Genomic DNA, 14295 nt, shown 5'->3' with positions numbered 1-14295 from the left:
AGCAATGCGGCGACGACAGATCGCTGTCAGCCGTTCCGCAGCAGCGCCTCCACCGAGAGAGCCGCCGCCAGCACGCGCGCATCGGTGCCATTCCTGCCCATCAGCATCAAGCCGGCCGGGCGCGTGAGGCCCGGCATCGGCAACGTGATGGCGTTGAGGTCAAACTGGTTGGCGACCTGACAGTTGCGCAGAAGCAGGCCTTCGACCCGGTCGTATTCGGCTTCGTCGGCCTCCACGCTGGCGATCGGCACGGCGGCGATCGGCGTTGTCGGGAGGGCGATGAGATCGTAGCCCGAAATTCGTTCGTCCATTGCAGCGGCAAGCGCGCGCCGTGTTTCCAACAGGGCAGCGACGGCGGCATCCGGCACGACGAGACGGCGCCGCAACGGCGCCTTGACCCTGTCATCGACCGGGGCTGCCTCGTCGCCGAGCCAGTCGGCATGAACGCGGCTTGCTTCCAGGCCGGCGATCGACCCGATCTTCGTTGCCTCGCGGAGCCCTTGGATCAAATCGTCGAACGTGCAGTCGACGATCTCGGCGCCCGATCTGGCGAGCCGGTCGAGGCTTGCCGTGAAGGCGTCGGCGATCTCGGGTGAAAGCTCTTCGAGCAGCCTTCCCCGAGGGATGCCAATGCGAAGGCCTGCAATCGGGCGCGCGACAAGGGGCATCGGTTGCTCGCCGGCCATCACGGTGTCGGCAAAGAAACAATCGGTAACGGTGCGGGCGAGGGGGCCGACCGAATCGAGGCTCGGCGACAGCGGGAAGGCGCCATCGAGAGGAATGCGGCTGGCGGTCGGCTTGAAGCCGACGATGCCGTTCAGCGCCGCGGGGATGCGTATGGAGCCGCCGGTGTCGGAACCGATGGCGATGTCGCAGGTGCCTTCGGCCGCTGAAACCCCAGCACCGGAAGAAGAACCGCCGGGGATGAGGCGCTGGTCGGTGGCGTTGCCGGGCACCGGATAGTGCGGATTGAGGCCGACGGCCGTGAAGGCGAATTCGGTCATATGGGTCTTGCCGATGATGACCGCGCCGGCTTCGCGCAACCGCTGGACGACGAGGGCATCTTTCTCGGCAAGCGCGGCGCTGCGGCGGATGATGGAGCCGGCAAGCGTGGGTTCGCCTGCGACGTCAAAGAGGTCCTTGATCGAAACGATCTTGCCGTCGAGCGGACCGAGGCTGGCGCCGTCCCGTCGGCGGCGGTCTGCAGCATCGGCTTCCGCACGGGCAGTTTCCGCATAGAGGCGCACGAAGGCTTTCTCTTCGTGCCGGCGGTCGTTGAGCCGGCTCAGGATCTGTTCCAGGCGGTCGCGGGCGGGAGCGTTGGTGGAGTGAGGCACGATGTGACCTGTCGATTTCGATGTTGCCGCGCGGCGGCATGAGGCGGGATCATTGCCCGGATTCACGAATGCTGCCGAGCCATGTTCTTTGATAACAGCATTGGCGGCGAAAGCCATGGCTCCGACGACCGACGAGGCAGTCCGACCTTCACCGAACTGTCGCCAAACCGTTCAAATAGTTTCATGCCGCTGTTACGTCGCTGACATCGGCATGACCAAAGGTCCGGCACGCGCGATTGCGCTGCCGAATCGGAGGTCTGTTTGACCGATATCTTCAAGACGCTTTCCCGGCGTTCTTTCCTTCTGTCCGCCGGTGCCGCAGGCTTCGTGGCTTCATCGGGACTTGCGACACCCTTCTACGCCCGAGGCTATGGCCGGCCGGAGTTTGTTCACGGCGTGCAATCGGGCGATGTCGATACGTCCTCCGGCATGATCTGGACGCGGGTGGATCGGCCGTCGCGGGTGACGGTCGAGTATTCGACCACCGAGAGCTTCACCAATCCGGTTCGCCTTGCCGATCTCACGGCGACGCCGCAGACCGATTGCGCAGTGAAATGTTCGCTCGACGGACTGCTCCCGGACCAGGACATTTTCTACCGCTTCACCGCCACGGATCTCTACGACGTCAACCGTGTCTCCGATCCGGTGATCGGCTGTTTTCGCACGGCGCCTCTGCGCAAGCGCTCGGTCCGTTTCGTCTGGTCGGGCGATACGGCCGGCCAGGGCTGGGGTATCGACGATGTCGGCATGAAGACCTATTCGACCATGCGACAGCACGAACCGGATTTCTTCATCCATTCCGGCGACACGATCTACGCCGACAATCCTATTCCCGACGAGATCCCGCTGCGCGATGGCAGTCTCTGGAAGAACCGGGTGGTGACCCACGAGAAGCGCGACGTGGCGCGCACGCTCGAGGAATATCGCGGGCAATGGAAATACAATCTGCTCGACGATCACGTGCGGCAGCTGAATGCCGTCTGTCCTACCTTTTATCAATGGGACGACCATGAGGTGCTGAACAACTGGTCGGCCTCGACGGATCTTCGCGACGATGCGCGTTATCCGGAAAAGGATGTCGCCGTCTATGCGGAGCGAGCCGCCCGGGCATTCCACGAGATGACGCCGATACGGACGCCGGCAACGCAGCCCGGCCGCATCTTCCGCAAGGTCGGCTACGGCCCGCTGCTCGATGTATTCTTCGTCGACCTGCGCTCCTATCGCGGCGCCAACCAGGGCGAGGACGGCGGCGGCACGCTGTTCGGCTGGCGTCAGGCGGATTGGCTGAAGCGCGAGCTTGCCGCCTCGCGTGCGGTGTGGAAGGTGATCGCCTGCGACATGCCGATCGGGCTCGTCGTCTGGGACGATTACGCCAACCGGCGCGGCTCGGATGCGATCGCCAACGGCGACAACGGCGTGCCGAAAGGGCGCGAGCTGGAGTTCGCCGATCTGCTCGCCTTCATCCGTGACAACGGCATCGACAACCTCGTCTGGCTGACGGCGGACGTGCATTACACGGCTGCGCACCACTACGATCCGTCGCGCGCCGCCTTCAAGGAATTCACACCGTTCTGGGAGTTCGTTTCCGGCCCGCTTCATTCCGGCACCTATGGGCCGAAGGAGCTCGACATGACCTTCGGGCCTGAGGTCCGGTTCATCAAGGCCTCGGGCGGCGGCATCGACAGCAACCTGCCGCCATCGGCCGGTCTGCAGTTCTTCGGCATCGTCGATATCAACGGTCAGACGCAGCAGATGACGGTCCGATTGATGGACCGGCAAGACCAGGAACTCTGGCGCGTGACCCTCGATCCGGCCGCGATTGCATGACGAATCTGGTCGTGGCCAATCGCTTTCCAAATCCCTCACGCGAGCCCCCTGACGGGTGCAAACCCATGGCCTACCGGCATTTGACCGCGGCGCTGATGCGTGCGCCCCCTTTCGCAATCGCAAAAAAACCTGTATGAGCGCGACCATTGAAAAAGCGGCGTGGCCCATCGGGGCTTGCCCTGAACCTCCGAGACGAAAAATGAGCATTCGTAACATCGCGATTATCGCGCACGTTGACCATGGGAAAACGACCCTTGTTGACGAGCTCCTGAAGCAGTCGGGCTCGTTCCGCGAAAACCAGCGCGTTGCCGAACGCGTCATGGACTCCAACGACATCGAAAAAGAGCGCGGCATCACCATTCTCGCCAAGGCGACTTCGGTTGAATGGAATGGCGTGCGCATCAACATCGTCGACACCCCCGGCCACGCCGACTTCGGCGGCGAAGTCGAGCGCATCCTGTCGATGGTGGATGGCGCCATCGTTCTAGTCGACGCGTCCGAAGGTCCGATGCCGCAGACCAAGTTCGTGGTCGGCAAGGCGCTGAAGGTCGGCCTGAAGCCGATCGTCGCGATCAACAAGATCGACCGTCCGGATGGTCGCCACGAAGAAGTCATCAACGAAGTCTTCGACCTCTTCGCCAACCTCGACGCCTCCGACGAGCAGCTTGACTTCCCGATCCTCTACGGCTCGGGCCGCGACGGCTGGATGAACGTCAACCCGGAAGGTCCGAAGGACCAGGGCATGGCGCCGCTGCTCGATCTCGTGCTCAAGCACGTGCCGGAGCCGACGGTCGCTGACGGTCCGTTCCGCATGATCGGCACAATTCTCGAAGCCAACCCCTTCCTCGGTCGCATCATCACCGGCCGCGTCCATTCGGGCACGTTGAAGCCGAACCAGGCCGTCAAGGTTCTGGGCCAGGATGGCAAGCTGCTCGAAAATGGCCGCATCTCGAAGATCCTCGCCTTCCGCGGCATCGAGCGTCAGCCGATCGACGAAGCGCATGCGGGCGACATCGTCGCGATCGCCGGCCTTACCAAGGGCACCGTCGCCGACACGTTCTGTGATCCGTCCGTTGCCGAAGCGCTGACCGCTCAGCCGATCGACCCGCCAACGGTCACCATGTCGTTCATCGTCAACGACAGCCCGCTTGCCGGCACCGAAGGCGACAAGGTCACGAGCCGCGTCATCCGCGACCGCCTGTTCAAGGAAGCCGAAGGCAACGTCGCGCTGAAGATCGAGGAATCCTCCGAGAAGGATTCGTTCTTCGTGTCGGGCCGTGGCGAACTGCAGCTTGCGGTTCTGATCGAAACCATGCGCCGCGAAGGCTTCGAGCTTGCCGTTTCGCGTCCGCGCGTCGTCATGCACAAGGATGACAACGGCCAGCTGCTCGAGCCGATCGAAGAAGTGGTCATCGACGTTGACGAAGAGCATTCCGGCGTCGTCGTGCAGAAGATGTCGGAGCGCAAGGCCGAAATGGTCGAGCTGCGTCCGTCCGGCGGCAACCGCGTCCGTCTGGTGTTCTTCGCCCCGACCCGTGGCCTGATCGGCTACCAGTCGGAACTTCTGACCGACACCCGCGGCACGGCGATCATGAACCGCCTGTTCCACGCCTACCAGCCCTACAAGGGCGAGATCGGTGGCCGCGTGAACGGCGTTCTGCTCTCCAACGACGCCGGCGAATCGGTTGCCTACGCGATGTTCAACCTCGAAGACCGCGGTCCGATGATCATCGACGCGGGCGAGAAGGTTTATGCCGGCATGATCATCGGCATCCACACCCGCGACAACGACCTGGAAGTGAACGTTCTCAAGGGCAAGAAGCTCACCAACATGCGCGCTGCCGGCAAGGACGAAGCCGTTCGTCTGACGCCGCCGATCCGCATGACGCTTGAGCGCGCGCTCTCCTGGATCCAGGACGACGAGCTCGTCGAAGTGACGCCGAAGTCGATCCGTCTGCGCAAGATGCATCTCGATCCGAACGATCGCAAGCGCTTCGAGAAGGCCCGCACCGCCGGCGCGGCATAAGCCTTCTGACATTGCCGAGCCTGAAAAAACCCCGGAGCGATCCGGGGTTTTTTGCTGTGTGTGCCACGGATGGGCGACTTGCGGATAAAGTTAAAAAGGCGTTAACCTTCCATAGGGTGCCGTTAAAGTTGCCTGTGGGTTAACGCTGGCCGGCAACCGGGCGGGATTCCTGTTCGCCCCGTGTGCGTTTAGAGTCGCGAGTCATGAAGACTGTTTCGATAGAGATTCGGCCAGGAGAGCCGCAGGAAGCGTCGGCAATTGCCGATGTGCACCGCGTTTCGTGGTTGCAAGCCTATGGCGGTCTCATCCCCCATCGTCCGCTCGTCCAGATGGTCAACCGCCGCGACGAGACCTGGTGGCGCAAGGCGACCCGCGGCCCTGCGACGTTGCTCGTCGTTGACGTCGCCGGAACCATTGCCGGCTATGCAACGCTCGGCCTCAGCCGCGCCAAGGCCCTGCCGCAGGAAGGCGAGATCTACGAGATCTATCTCAGGCCCGAATATCAGGGTATCGGCCTCGGGCGGGTCCTTTTCGGCGAGGCGAAGAGCCTGCTGCGTTCGCTCGGCTGCCGCGGTCTCGTCGTCTGGTGCCTCGAGGACAGCGAGCACGCCTACCAGTTCTTCCAGGGTGCGGGTGGCACGGACATTGCCGAAGGCATGGAAGATTTCGGCGACAAGCACCTGAAGAAGGTCGGCTTCGCCTGGAACTAGGCCTGGTATCGGCCCGGTCGCAATACGGAAACCAGGGACTTACTCAGGCAGCTCATTGTTGGGTTCGGCGGCCTTGTCGCCGCGCGTGCCGTGATAGGCCGGCTTGTCGATGCCGCAGCGGAAGGTCGGCGCCACTTCGTCGGCGAGCTTGCGGGCAAGCGCATTAGGATCAGGATTGGCAAGCGCATCGACATAGCCGGCAACGCAGCCCTTGCCATCATCCTTCCCGGCAACCTTGGAGATGACGAGGACCTGGCCCTGAAGCGCCGGGACCGACGCGCCCGTGGCGTCCGTGTTTTCGATGAACCAGCGCAGGATCGTCGCGACCGGCGTGCCGTCCTTCGCGATACGCCACTCCACCGTCGTGCCGGTATGGTTGAACGGGATGAAGCTCTCGAATGCCTCGTCGGCATAGCGCTGGTTCAGATAGCCGAACGAGACGCTCTGGCGGATGTCTGCTTCCTTGAACCGGACTGGGTAATCGCCATGACCGGGGCAGGTCATGAGCGCATACATGCCCTCTTCCTCCTCGATCGTCTTGCACTTGTCGCGGCCGATGTCGATGTAGACGCTCTCGTTGGCCATCACCGGCCCGGCGGACAACAACAGCGCCAGGCTTGCAACCCTTCCGATCATCTTGCACTCCCTCGAACGAGAATTGGGAACCTGTGGCGGTCGCTCGGGCGGCACGAAACGACCGGTTGAATCTGCGCTACGGACGAAAGTTATGTTGCATCGCGGCATGTTTCCCTTTATCCGACGGGCAAACTTCTCAAACCGACCCTGGAGTAGATCCATGCGCATCGACGCGATTTCCATCGGAAAGAATCCACCAGAAGATGTCAACGTCATCGTTGAAGTTCCGGTCGGCGGCCATCCGATCAAGTACGAGATGGACAAGGAAGCCGGCACGCTGGTCGTCGACCGTTTCCTTTACACGCCGATGACCTATCCGGGTAACTACGGCTTCGTGCCGCACACGCTGTCTGATGACGGCGACCCGATCGACGTTCTGATCTGCAACACCCGTCCGCTGGTTCCGGGCTGCGTCATCAACGTCCGCCCGATCGGCGTGATGATGATGGAAGACAACTCCGGCAAGGACGAAAAGATCATCGCCGTTCCGTCCGGCCATCTGACCCAGCGTTACGACAAGGTGCATGAATACACCGATCTACCGGAAATCACGCTCAAGCAGATCGAGCACTTCTTCGAGCACTACAAGGATCTGGAGCCCGGCAAGTGGGTGAAGATCTTCGGCTGGAAGGATGCTTCCGTCGCGCGGCAGCTGATCAAGGAAGCCGTCGAGCGCGCCAAGGGCGCCAAGTAAGCTTAACGGCCGACAAGGTCCGCAAGTCGCCTCAATATGTCCTCCGGGTCGCCATCGATCCGGAGGATTTTTTTGCGCTGCGTTTCGCCTGAAAGGAGGGAAAGCTTGCTCTTTGCGAGCCCGAGCTTCTTGGAAAGAAGGACAATCAGCGCCTGGTTGGCCTTGCCTTTTTCCGGAACTGCGCTGACGCGCACTTTCAGATGTTCTTCTCCGTCGGCGGCCGCTTCCAAGCCATCAATGGCATCGCGACCGCCGTTTGGCGTCAAGCGCACCGTCAGGCGAACGTGGTCGCCATGCGCGGTGAAGGCCGGATTGGCCATCGTTTAGCCAAGCAGTGCCTGTGCGATCGTCGTGTTCAGGAACAGCTGGATGAAATAGAGGATCACCAGCACGACGAGAGGCGACAGGTCCACGCCGCCCATGTCGGGCAGGACGCGGCGGATCGGGCGATAGAGCGGCTCCGTCAGCTGGTAGAGCGAACGGCCGATCATGTTGATCGCCTGGTTGTTCACGTTGATGACGTTGAACGCGTAGAGCCAGGAAAAGATGGCCGACGCGATGACCAGAAACCACGCGATGTTGATGATGAAGTTCAAGGTGCCGATGACAGCAAGCATGCCGGTCTCCAAATCGTTATTGACAGACATGTAGACATTGAGACCTAAACGAGCAAGTACGCCGGTTTGTCGGGCGCGATCATGTTTAACATGGGAGCGCATGACGACCGAGTCTCACCAGGAGCCCCTTCCGCATGTCCGCCGTTCATGCCTCGCACCGTTTTGCCGCCTTTCGGCATGTCGGCTATCGCCGCTATTTCTTCTCTCGGTTCCTCGCTTACTTCGCAATCCAGATCATTTCTGTCGCCGTCGGCTGGCAGATCTATGACCTTACGCGCGACCCTTTCGATCTCGGTCTGATCGGCCTCTTCCAGTTTCTGCCGTCTCTGGTGCTGATCCTCGTCACAGGCTCGGCCGCGGACCGCTACAACCGGCGCATGATCATGGGGATCTGCATGGTCGTCAGCACGCTCTGCGCGACGGCACTGCTGTTGCTGACGGTATCCGGACTGTTTTCGCCCTGGCCAGTCTACGCCATCCTGGTCGTCTTCGGCATCGAGCGCGCCTTCCTGGCGCCGGCGTCCCAGTCATTGGCGCCCAACCTCGTGCCGCCGGAAGACCTGCCCAACGCGATCGCCTGGAATTCGACGTCCTGGCAGACCGCGATGATCGTCGGCCCGGTCGCGGGCGGCCTGATCTACGCGCTCGGTGCTGTCGTTCCCTATGCTGTCGGCGTCTGCTTCTTCCTGGCATCCGCGCTGATGGTCTTTGCCATCCCGAAGCCGGCGACCCGTACGCAGGCCTCCGCCCAGAGCTGGGAGACGATCACCGCCGGTTTCCGCTACATCAAGGCGGAGAAGGTGGTTCTGGGCGCGATATCGCTCGATCTCTTCGCCGTACTGCTTGGCGGTGCGGTGGCGCTGATGCCGGTCTTTGCCCGCGATATTCTCGATCTGGGTCCCTGGGGTCTCGGCCTCCTGCGCGCCGCTCCCGGCATCGGTGCCGTCAGCATGGCCGTCTGGCTGGCGGCACATCCGATCCGCCATCGCGCCGGCTTCTACATGTTCATCGGTGTCGCGCTCTTTGGGCTCGGTACTGTTATCTTCGGCCTTTCGGCGACGCCGTGGATCTCGATAGCTGCGCTCGTCGTCATGGGCGCTGCCGATATGATCTCGGTCTATGTGCGCGAAATCCTGATCACCCTCTGGACGCCGGATGAGCTGCGCGGCCGCGTCAATGCCGTCAACATGGTCTTCATCGGCGCGTCGAACGAGCTCGGCGAATTCCGCGCCGGCATGATGGCGTCCGGTTTCGGCGCGGTCTTTGCGGTGGCCTTCGGCGGCATGGGCACGCTGCTCGTGTCCGGGCTCTGGGCTCTTGGTTTCCCGCAATTGCGCAAGATCGACACGCTGGACGTGCCCGACCACCACAAGTAGGCGGGTTACGGACCGTCAGGCTGTTCTTTTGAACAAAGCCGCCCCAACGGAAGACCGCTTCACCCTTTTCCTGGAATTGCCTTCGGCCGCTCGTCGCGCAGGAAGATCAGTTCTAGGAAGTTTTCCATCCAGGTGCGCAGTGGTCCGTCGTGCTGCATGCGGCCATCGAGATGCGCCTTGCCCACCTGGGCACCGGGCATCTCGAAGCGGTGCGCGCCGTGCACGACCCAGCGGTGCATCATCGCGCGGGTCAGTTCGCCATGGAACTGAATGCCCCAGGCATTGTCGCCATAGCGGAAGGCCTGGTTGGGGTAGGTATCACCCGTCGCCAGCAGTTCGGCGCCGGTAGGCAGGTCGAAACCTTCGCGGTGAAAATGGTAGACCATGGCCGGCCAGTCCATCAGCGCCCTGCCGGCTTCGGTTGCGACCAGCGGGTACCAGCCGATCTCGGTCATGCCCTGATGGTGAGGCGCCACGGAGCCACCGAGATTGCGCGCCAGCATCTGGGCGCCGAGGCAGATGCCGAGATAGGGCTTGTTCTCCTTGAGCGGGACCGAAAGCCAGTCGATCTCGCGGCGAACGAACTCTTCCTCGTCATTGGCGCTCATCGGGCCGCCGAAGATGATCGTGCCACTGTGATGTTCCAGGGTCGGTGGCAGCTCGTCACCCAGTGCCGGCCGGCGGATGTCGAGCCGAAAGCCCTTCTGCTCCAGAATCTGGCCGACACGGCCGGCACTCGACCGCTCCTGATGCAGCACGATCAGGACTGGTTTTCGGGAGCTTGCGTCGGGCATCGGCATTTCAGTTTTCCTGTTGCGGCTCGGCGTCCTCGACGGTGTCGCTTCTCGCCGCAGCCTCCTGCCGCTGCAGCACCCGGTCGCGACCGGAGACGCCGAGCAGATCGGCGATGCGCCAGATCACGTGGTCTTCCATCTCGCTGCGCTCGCCGTCGGCGTAGACGACATCCCAGAGCATTCCGACCAGTTCGATGCGCTGCTCTTCCGAGAGGTGGCGTTTGAGTTCGGCGGTAAACTGGTAGTAGTCGATCGCTTCGCTTTCCGCCGTCTCGCCCGCTTCGATCAGTGCGGCAAGGGAGGCGTCATCGAGCTTGTAGTGCTTCTTGACAACCGAGCGCATTTTGCGCCGTTCGGACGCGAGGATCCGGCCGTCGGCCTCCATCACCTGGAAACAGAGGGCGATGACGGCCACGCGCGGATCGCCGCGCTCTATCCGCGTCGCCGGGCCGGTCAGGCCGTCGAGAAACGTCCGTAAGCGTTCAAACATGTATCTTGCCACAGCCCCTTGAGAATTCAGAACAATCGGAAACTGGCCTTTTCCGGCGCCTTCTCGCCGGTGGCTGGATCGCGCACGCCGGGATCGTCCGGCGGGCGGCCGAAGAAGGGATCAGGCATATGCTCGCCGTTGGCAGCCTCTTCCTTCGCCGTCCTCTTCACCGGAGTCTTGTCGGCAATCGGTTCGGGCGCTTTCCGCTCCGTCACCTTGATCGGCTGTGGTTCCGGGCGCGGCTCCTCGGCCTCGAGGATGACGGGCGCTTCGCTGCGGCGGGCTGCGGGTGCCGGTTCATGTGCATGTGGCTCCACCGTCACCGGCGGCAGGCTACGGATCGCCTCATCGGCGGTGGATTGGTCGTGGTCGACGGTCGCCGAAAGCGTATGCGGCGGCGCCTGCCATTCGAACGCATCGAGCCGTCCGCTGACCGGCGAGACCGGCAGCCAGGTCGGCGACGTCACGCCGTCGGCAGTCCAGGCCGGATCCCGCGGGCTACGCAGCGCCTGCGCCATCCAGTGGCGGATGCGGCCCTCGTCGCCGGTATCTGCCTCTTCGATATCGGCGAGCAGCAGGAAGACGCTCTCGGTCGGATCGAGTCTCGCGGCAGCTTCCGCCTTGGTGCGGGCCAGAAGCAGTTCGCGCGCCTCGAGCGCGGCTTCGGCGACGGCGGCCATGGCCACGGCATTGTTGGGCCTCAAGGCTTCAAGCTTGCGCGCCCGCTTCAGACGGTCGACAGCGGTGTCGCCGCCACGGGCGCGCACATAGAGCCGCGCCACGTCCGGGTGCGGCTCGTGCTTCCAGTTCTTCTCGAGGATCGAAGTCCCCTTGCGCAGGTTGTCCTCGCGAAACAACGCCTTGGCGGCGGTCAGCGCGGCCGGCACCAGATGTTCGTCGAGCTTCAGCGCGGCGAGCGCATCGTCGCGTGCCGCCTTCATGTCGCCGTCGAGCTTGGTGATGGCCCGGGCGGTCAAAAGCACGGCCTTCTTGCGATCCGCCTCCTTGCGGTCGACCACATGGGCAGCACGGCTCTGGTCGAGAAGACGCAGAGCGTCGTCCCACTGCCCGGCCTGGCTCTGGCTGTCGAGCGTCGCGAGCGCGGCCCAGGGCAGGTGCGGTGCCTTCTCGGCGGCGCGTTCGGCATATTGCCGGGCGGCCTCATGGGCGCCGAGACGCTTGGCTTCGAGATAGAGGCCACGCAGCCCGAGCTCGCGGGTCTCCGGATCGTCGGCCATCAGCTCGAACTTGCGGCGCGCGTCGTCATACTTGCCTTCGATGAGCGCTGTCTGGGCCTCGAGCAGGTGGATCAGCGGCTCCTGGTCGGCGCTGATCAATCCACGGGTGCGGGCGGTCATCTTGCGAGCGAGGTTGGCGTCGCCGGCACCGGCGGCGATCAGGCCGGTCGAAAGCGCCTGGTAGCCCCGGTCGCGCTTGCGGGCGCGGAAATAGCGGGTGACCGTGTGGGGCGAGAGCCAGATGGTGCGCACCAGCCAGACGGCGATCAGCACAGCCGCGATCAACGAGATCAGCAGCGATGCGGCGCGCATCAGGCTCATCTCGACGAGCTGCCCCTGCCAGATGAGCGAAAGTTCACCCGGTCGGTCCGCGAGCCACGCGAAGCCGAGGCCGAGACCAAGCACGATCAGGATGAAAATCAGAATGCGGATCATGTCTGGTCCCCTCAGCCCTCTGTGCCTGGCTTTGCCATTGTCGCGGCGACGGCGGCATCGATCACGCCTTCGACGCGCAGGCGCTGGTCGAGCTTGGCCTTGAAGGCCTCGCCTACCGGCTTGGCGGCGGCCGGCAAGCCCTCCCATTCCAGTGCCGCGCCCTTGAGATCGCCATTGTTCAGCTTGTCCTCGATGCGGGCGATGATGGCTTCCGGTGTCTCGCCTTCGACGCTGCCGACAGGGCGTACGCGAATGCCGGACATGGCGCTGGACACCAGCCGGTCGAAGATGCCCTCGTTCGGATCGGGTTGATTGAGGGCGTCGAGCATGGCGTCGGCGGTATCGGGGAACTCGCGGCGCAGATCGGTGCGGGTCGGGACGCCGACCTGTGCATCCTGGGCCAGGGCGGCGACGGCCTGTTCGTCCGGTGCGATGCTACGCAGCGCGTCCAGTTCGGCAAGGAAGGGGCCGCCGCGATCGATTGCCGACTTCAGCGCGGTGACCGCGACCGCCCTTGCCATCTGGATGTCGTTGACCGGCTCGTTCAGCTTCTGCTCGGCGGATTCGATGCGGCTCGTCAGTTCCGCCTTCTCTGTTGTCGCCGCCTGTTGGGCGTCGGCAAGTGCCGTCTTCAGTCCTGCAAGTTCCTTGGTGAGGGTGTCGATCTGCGCCTTCAGCGGTTCGACCTCGGCGCTCGGCGCGCCGTTCGTGCCCGGTTGAGAGGCGGATTGTTCGAGAGCAGCGATGCGGCCTTCGAGCGCGGTATTGTCGACGACTGCGGCGGGCGTGGGCAGTGCTGCGATCTGATCGCGCAGTGCCTGCAGCTCCTCGGACACGGATTGTCCGACGCCGGCGCTGCGATCGGGTCCAAGCGCCGGGATGAAGCCCGCATATTGCAGACCGCCGAACCCGAGCAGCGTGACGAGGCCGCCGACGATGCCGGCAGCAAGTGCGCCGGAGCTGGAGACCGGCTTTTGCCGCGGCGTTGGCTCGGGATCACGCGTCACGACATGTGGTGGCTCTTCGGCGAAAGCAGCCGCGGCAGCATCGGCCGCCGCATCCGCGCGCTGCTCCTCGATTTCCTCCTCAAGGCGGGAGCCTGCAGCGCTGTCGTCACCGCTGTCGACCGCTGCTTCATCCGACGTTGCGTCGACTTCGATGCGCGTTGCCGCGGGGTCCGTTATCGTCTCGCGGCTTGCTTCTTCCTTCTCCGGTTCCACAACTGTTTTTTCCGCTTCGAGGTCGATCGTCAGCGGTTCCTTCTCGGACTTCGAGCGGCGCGGCGGGTTTTCCGATACCATGGTGACCTCTTACCGTTGGTTCCTGTCGGCTCTTCTCAAACCTAGTCAGCCCAAACGACGAGGGAAAGCCCCTTCGTTCCAATTTTGGTTGAATTCGGCATTAGAGGATGCTGAAAAGGCTTTCTTCGTCGGGCCTTGCGGCAACCTCCCGCATCGCGTCGTGCGGCAGCGCATCGGCGATCGCAGCGCTGAGGCAAAGGTAGCGCGAAGCGAAGGAGGGAGCGCTGATGCCACTCTCGGACAGGAGGATTGCGAGCCGGCTGGCCGTTTCACGGGAGTAGAGTAGAACGGCGCCGAATGGCCCAGTCCGGGTGGCGTCCTGCAAGGCGCCAGCGGAGTGGGCGATGGGTTCCATGCGATAGCATTCCACCGCTTCGTGATCGATGCCGCTCTGCCTAAGCGCGCTTTCCAGCCCTTCGGAGCGCGGCGTTCCTGTCAGATAGAGGAGCGGCCGTTTTGCCCGAGTTCCGATGGTCGCGGCGATGAGCGCGGCCAGAGCTTCGCCGGTTCCGTTACCGACGCGGATATCGGCAAAGCCGAGATCTTCTGCGGCCCGCGCGGTCGCCTCGCCAACGCAGAAGCACGGGATCGCCAAGTGATCTGTCGGGCTGCCGTTGAGTGATGCCAGAACCCGGACGGTTTCGGCACTGGTCAGGATCGTGGCCGCATATGGCATCTTCAGTGCTGCGTTGGCGGCGGCCGGGAGATGCGTGGCCTGCATCAATGGCAGGAGGACCGGCTGGTGGCCGACAGCCTCCAGCCGCCGTGCCGTCGACTCGGCGGCGGGAAGCGGCCGGGTGACGAGCACGCGCAT

At 63.5% G+C, this 14295-nt stretch carries 14 protein-coding genes; 5 read left to right on the top strand and 9 right to left on the bottom strand.

Annotated features, from left to right (window positions below; genetic code table 11):
• Nucleotides 1-26: 26 nt before the first annotated feature.
• Nucleotides 27-1337, bottom strand: a complete 1311-nt coding sequence (locus PWG15_RS17420) for an amidase (RefSeq protein WP_275021774.1) — start codon at nucleotides 1335-1337, stop codon at nucleotides 27-29.
• Between the two features lie 261 nt (nucleotides 1338-1598).
• On the opposite strand from PWG15_RS17420, the gene PWG15_RS17415 reads away from it, so the two are divergent.
• The 3 genes from PWG15_RS17415 (at nucleotide 1599) to PWG15_RS17405 (ending at nucleotide 5900) form a co-directional block, all read left to right on the top strand.
• Nucleotides 1599-3164, top strand: a complete 1566-nt coding sequence (locus tag PWG15_RS17415) for an alkaline phosphatase D family protein (RefSeq protein WP_275021773.1) — start codon at nucleotides 1599-1601, stop codon at nucleotides 3162-3164.
• Between the two features lie 199 nt (nucleotides 3165-3363).
• Nucleotides 3364-5190 carry a translational GTPase TypA gene (gene typA, locus PWG15_RS17410; protein ID WP_275021772.1) on the top strand — a complete coding sequence of 609 codons (1827 nt, stop codon included), beginning with the start codon at nucleotides 3364-3366 and terminating at the stop codon, nucleotides 5188-5190.
• A 203-nt stretch (nucleotides 5191-5393) separates the two neighbouring features.
• Nucleotides 5394-5900: a GNAT family N-acetyltransferase gene (locus PWG15_RS17405; protein WP_275021771.1), complete on the top strand. Its 507-nt coding sequence runs from the start codon at nucleotides 5394-5396 to the stop codon at nucleotides 5898-5900.
• Between the two features lie 39 nt (nucleotides 5901-5939).
• Here PWG15_RS17405 and PWG15_RS17400 read toward each other — a convergent pair whose 3' ends face one another.
• Nucleotides 5940-6536 (bottom strand): hypothetical protein, encoded by a 597-nt coding sequence (locus PWG15_RS17400; protein WP_275021770.1) that lies wholly within the window; start codon nucleotides 6534-6536, stop codon nucleotides 5940-5942.
• Nucleotides 6537-6696: 160 nt separating this feature from the next.
• Between PWG15_RS17400 and ppa the strand changes: the two genes are divergently transcribed.
• Nucleotides 6697-7230 (top strand): inorganic diphosphatase, encoded by a 534-nt coding sequence (gene ppa, locus PWG15_RS17395; RefSeq protein ID WP_223725808.1) that lies wholly within the window; start codon nucleotides 6697-6699, stop codon nucleotides 7228-7230.
• Between the two features lie 2 nt (nucleotides 7231-7232).
• Here ppa and PWG15_RS17390 read toward each other — a convergent pair whose 3' ends face one another.
• The gene (locus PWG15_RS17390; RefSeq protein WP_275021769.1) at nucleotides 7233-7550 is read right to left on the bottom strand and encodes a DUF167 domain-containing protein; all 318 of its coding nucleotides are present in this window, start codon (nucleotides 7548-7550) and stop codon (nucleotides 7233-7235) included.
• Between the two features lie 3 nt (nucleotides 7551-7553).
• Nucleotides 7554-7847, bottom strand: a complete 294-nt coding sequence (locus PWG15_RS17385) for a YggT family protein (RefSeq protein WP_113535285.1) — start codon at nucleotides 7845-7847, stop codon at nucleotides 7554-7556.
• Between the two features lie 134 nt (nucleotides 7848-7981).
• On the opposite strand from PWG15_RS17385, the gene PWG15_RS17380 reads away from it, so the two are divergent.
• The gene (locus tag PWG15_RS17380) at nucleotides 7982-9223 is read left to right on the top strand and encodes an MFS transporter (protein WP_275021768.1); all 1242 of its coding nucleotides are present in this window, start codon (nucleotides 7982-7984) and stop codon (nucleotides 9221-9223) included.
• A 59-nt stretch (nucleotides 9224-9282) separates the two neighbouring features.
• Here PWG15_RS17380 and PWG15_RS17375 read toward each other — a convergent pair whose 3' ends face one another.
• From PWG15_RS17375 to PWG15_RS17355, 5 genes are all read right to left on the bottom strand, one after another.
• On the bottom strand, nucleotides 9283-10023 hold the full coding sequence (locus PWG15_RS17375) for a glutamine amidotransferase (protein ID WP_275021767.1): 741 nt from the start codon (nucleotides 10021-10023) through the stop codon (nucleotides 9283-9285).
• Nucleotide 10024: 1 nt separating this feature from the next.
• Nucleotides 10025-10507, bottom strand: a complete 483-nt coding sequence (locus tag PWG15_RS17370) for a tellurite resistance TerB family protein (protein WP_275021766.1) — start codon at nucleotides 10505-10507, stop codon at nucleotides 10025-10027.
• A gap of 26 nt (nucleotides 10508-10533) precedes the next feature.
• Nucleotides 10534-12180, bottom strand: a complete 1647-nt coding sequence (locus PWG15_RS17365) for a heme biosynthesis protein HemY (protein WP_275021765.1) — start codon at nucleotides 12178-12180, stop codon at nucleotides 10534-10536.
• An 11-nt stretch (nucleotides 12181-12191) separates the two neighbouring features.
• On the bottom strand, nucleotides 12192-13481 hold the full coding sequence (locus PWG15_RS17360; RefSeq protein ID WP_275021764.1) for a COG4223 family protein: 1290 nt from the start codon (nucleotides 13479-13481) through the stop codon (nucleotides 12192-12194).
• A gap of 100 nt (nucleotides 13482-13581) precedes the next feature.
• Complete coding sequence (locus PWG15_RS17355) at nucleotides 13582-14295, bottom strand: uroporphyrinogen-III synthase (protein WP_275021763.1); 714 nt, start codon at nucleotides 14293-14295, stop codon at nucleotides 13582-13584.

Origin of the sequence: Ensifer adhaerens (assembly GCF_028993555.1) — a bacterium.
GTDB lineage: Bacteria > Pseudomonadota > Alphaproteobacteria > Rhizobiales > Rhizobiaceae > Ensifer > Ensifer adhaerens_I.
The sequence above is the reverse complement of the archived record's forward strand: the minus strand, read 5'-3'. Positions and strand labels throughout refer to the sequence as shown.